1 protein-coding gene is annotated in these 321 nt (G+C 40.5%); it reads right to left on the minus strand.

Features of this window, described 5'->3' with window-relative positions; genetic code table 11:
- A partial coding sequence (locus tag HC175_RS22210; protein WP_209310202.1) for a glycoside hydrolase family 97 N-terminal domain-containing protein occupies positions 1-292 on the minus strand: 292 nt, incomplete at its 3' end.
- Between the last annotated feature and the right edge of the window lie 29 nt (positions 293-321).

Consider the following 321-nt stretch of genomic DNA (forward strand, 5'->3'; position numbering starts at 1 on the left):
CCCAAACAGGTTTCCAGGTTTCCTCAAAGTCAGACTCTTCCCGTTCTATGACTTCAAAATGGTTTAAAAGGGAATGTTCATCTTCTTTTAATTTTAGTCCCAGTTTACTCGTCTGGATCACCTGTTGTCCTTTATAGGAAAGACTATAGACGGGAGTACCATCTTCCAGTAACTCGAACTGCATTTGCACCTCTCCGTTCGGGGAAGCGACTTTTTGGGCCACTGCTACTGCGGTAAAAGTCAGCCAGAGGCAAGCTATCAATAGTAGATTCTTCATCTTCAATTTTTTCATCAGGTATTTATTTATTAAGGGTAATTAAT

It is taken from the genome of Salinimicrobium oceani (assembly GCF_012037645.1).